The following is a 2,866-nucleotide window of genomic DNA, read 5'->3' as shown; positions in this document are numbered from 1 at the left end:
CCCGCCGGCAGGAAGTCATCGAGCCAACTCGCGCAATAGATGCCGCAGTCGAGGAGCACCCCTCCCCCCACGGGTTTGCTGTGGTACGTCTTGCCAGATCGGACGAGCTCGCGCATGTCGTTGCAGAGGGTGGTCTCGACATGAACCACATCGCCTATCTCGCCTTTGTCCACCAGCTCGCGCACCGTCCGGTAACAGGGGGTGAAGCGCGCCTTCATGCTCTCCATGAAGAGCGAGCCACACTCGCGTGCCACCCGCGCCACGTCGGCCGCCTCCTCGGCGCCCAAGCAGGCGGGCTTCTCGCAGAGCACGGCCTTGCCGGCACGAAGCGCCCGGATGGCCCAGTCGTGGTGCAGGGCATGCGGGAGCGAGAGGTAGACCGCGTCCACGCTGGGGTCGGCGAGCAGGGCCTCGTGGGCGGCGCCCGGCCTGCCCAGCGACTCGTCGGACAGGGCACCGGAGGGTGCGATGCCGTGCTCTTTGGCAAAGGCCTGCGCCTTGTCCGCTGAGCGACAGCTCAGCGCCACCAGCTCAGCACCCTCCACGTGCCTCAGGCTGCTCGCGAAGCGACGCGCGATGTTGCCGGCACCCAGGATGCCCCAGCGAACAACTCCCTCTTCTGCCATGCCCGTCTGCCCCCTCCTACGCCAGCTGGCCCATGCCGTCCTCGAGGATGCGCATCTGCGCCAGGGTCTCCTCGGGGGTCACGAGCTGGGGCGCGCCGTTGGCGACGGTATGGAAGGGCGCGTCGTACCACTGCGAGTAGGAGCTTCGCTCGGAGGGCACGCGCTCCTCGTGCAGCCCGTCCTCGTCCTGGTAGCGCAGGGTCCCCCACTGCTCGGGCGCGTCCAGGCCGAAGTCGGGATGACCCGCGGGCAGGTAGAAGTGCTTGAGGTCCCGCTCCTGCTGGTCCTTCTCGAACTTGACGTACGCCCCCTTGTCACCGTAGATCTCGAAGCTCGGACGCTGGATGGCCATGCGGTAGTTCGCGTGAGCGGTGGCCTTGACGCCCAGCTCGTCGTAGTACAGGTCGTAGTCGAAGTAGTCGCAGACCATGCCCGCGCCCTGGAGCTGCCGCAGGTCGGAGTGGACGCGGTCGGGCGTCCCGAACCAAGAGATGATCTGGTCGAGACAGTGGCTCGCATGTCCGTAGGGGACGTTGTTGACGGGGTCGTTGGCCATGCCGTCCATCATGGTCGGGCGCCAGTAGTCGTAGCTGGTGACGACTTCGAAGACCTTGCCCAGCTTGCCTGACTCCACGACCTTCCTGGCCGTGAGGTAGTCGGAGTCGAAACGGCGGTTCTGGTAGCACTGCACGGTGACGCCGTTCTTGGCTGCCAGGTCGAAAAGCTCGGCGGCCTCCTCGTAGGTGGCCGAGAAGGGCTTGTCCACCGTCACGTGCTTGCCTGCCTCGAGCGCGCGCTTGGCCATGAAGTAGTGCAGCGCCGAGGGGGTGGTGATCTCCACGACGTCGATCTGGGGGTCGCCCAGGATCGCCTCCGTGTCCGTGACGTACTCGACGCCGGGGATGGCCGCCCAGGCGGAGTGGTCGACATGGCGGGCCTGCATCGTCTTGATGCGGAACTTGTCAGGCCGGTCAAGTACGTACGGGGCATGGTAGCGATTGGCGCTCTTGCCGTTGCCGATGTAGCCGACGATGACCTTGCCGTCCTGCATGATGCGTCCTCCCTGGGTGACGTGCTACGTACGATTCTCCTGCTTGTTGTTGCCATTGTAGGGTGCGGTCCGGCGACGACGGTCCCTACCCGCGAAGTGGGAACAGAGGTTCACGGCCTCCCGCCCCTGCAGCAAGCTTGCCGCACCTTTTTTCCAAGAGGCGATCGCATCCGAAGGCCTGCTACACCCTCTCGACGTCACCGGTGTAGGAGATGTCGAAGGGACCGTCCATGATGAAGAGCACGTCGACGTCCTCGGCGGCCGTCGCGCCGTGGAACATCGGAGTGCCCGCGTCCCACCAGACGAAACTGCCGGCGGGCAGGTCGCCCTGATCGGTGTGGAGCGTGCCGCGCAGCACGTACATGCCCTTGCCGCTTTCGTGGGTGTGAACCGAGAGCGGCATGCCCTTCTCGTAGCGCGTGAGCTGCACGTTCATACCGGTCTTGGGATCGTCGTGCAGGGTGATGGCCTGGTGCTTGGCACCCGAGCGCGGACTCACGAAGACGTGTTCTGCCGGGTTCAGGTCTTGGGGGAGAAACACCGTGACGCCGTTCTGACTCTTGCCCATTCGTTCCCCTCTCTTGGCGGAGGCGCGGACAAGATCCGTCGTCTCACGCCGATTGACGGCCGCTCAGGGCAACCAGTCGCCTTGTCACCGACAAGCCAGAGGCCCACCGGCAGGAAGCTGTCGGTGGGCCAGGAAGTTGAGCTTGTTCGGACGCTACGCCGTAGCCTTCTCGACTCCGGCCTCGGCCTGCTCCTTGGTCACGCCGAAGAAGTAGTTGATGCCGAGCGAGAGCGCGAAGCCGATGCCGCCCGCGATGGCCGCGAAGACGACGTTCATGGGCTTGTCCGGGGCGATGAAGTTGAGCAGGCTCAGGATCGAGGTGGCGCCCATGTTGTAGAAGTACACGTGCGTTATGCCGATGAACAGGCCCGCGACCGCGTTAGCGATGGAGACGCCCACCAGGCAGCGAGTGTACTTGCTTCCGGCACCTCGGCCTTCCGTGTCTTCCCTCCAGCTAGAAGATAGCCAGCAGCAAGAGGCGATCCGAAACGGTTCGCATTGCTGGACGGCAGGTCCGCAATGGGCTGGGGCAACCGTCCGATGGGCGGACATAATGTCCAGGCGGGACGCGACTCACCCCATCGCGCCTCTCGCGGCGTATTACCAAGTTCGTGCGCACTA

At 65.2% G+C, this 2,866-nt stretch carries 4 protein-coding genes; all 4 read right to left on the bottom strand.

What is annotated here, in order from left to right; translation table 11 throughout:
- The coding region (locus tag BQ7388_RS09535; RefSeq protein ID WP_129583247.1) for a Gfo/Idh/MocA family protein at positions 1 to 626 on the bottom strand (626 nt) is incomplete at its 3' end.
- A gap of 16 nt (positions 627 to 642) precedes the next feature.
- On the bottom strand, positions 643 to 1,677 hold the full coding sequence (locus BQ7388_RS09530) for a Gfo/Idh/MocA family oxidoreductase (RefSeq protein WP_072500371.1): 1,035 nt from the start codon (positions 1,675 to 1,677) through the stop codon (positions 643 to 645).
- Positions 1,678 to 1,858: 181 nt separating this feature from the next.
- Positions 1,859 to 2,245, bottom strand: coding sequence for a cupin domain-containing protein (locus BQ7388_RS09525; protein ID WP_009278624.1), 387 nt, complete (start codon positions 2,243 to 2,245; stop codon positions 1,859 to 1,861).
- 153 nt (positions 2,246 to 2,398) lie between these two features.
- Positions 2,399 to 2,644 (bottom strand): hypothetical protein, encoded by a 246-nt coding sequence (locus BQ7388_RS09520; protein ID WP_009278623.1) that lies wholly within the window; start codon positions 2,642 to 2,644, stop codon positions 2,399 to 2,401.
- Between the last annotated feature and the right edge of the window lie 222 nt (positions 2,645 to 2,866).

Origin of the sequence: Olsenella phocaeensis, from assembly GCF_900120385.1 — a bacterium.
Taxonomy (GTDB): domain Bacteria; phylum Actinomycetota; class Coriobacteriia; order Coriobacteriales; family Atopobiaceae; genus Olsenella_I; species Olsenella_I phocaeensis.
Note: the sequence above shows the minus strand (reverse complement) of the source record. Positions and strands in the feature narration are given on the sequence as shown.

Coding starts and splice junctions, on each gene's coding strand:
- BQ7388_RS09530 (WP_072500371.1), bottom strand. CDS start 1,677: ATGCAGGACGGCAAGGTCATCGTCGGCTACATCGGCAACGGCAAGAGC.
- BQ7388_RS09525 (WP_009278624.1), bottom strand. CDS start 2,245: ATGGGCAAGAGTCAGAACGGCGTCACGGTGTTTCTCCCCCAAGACCTG.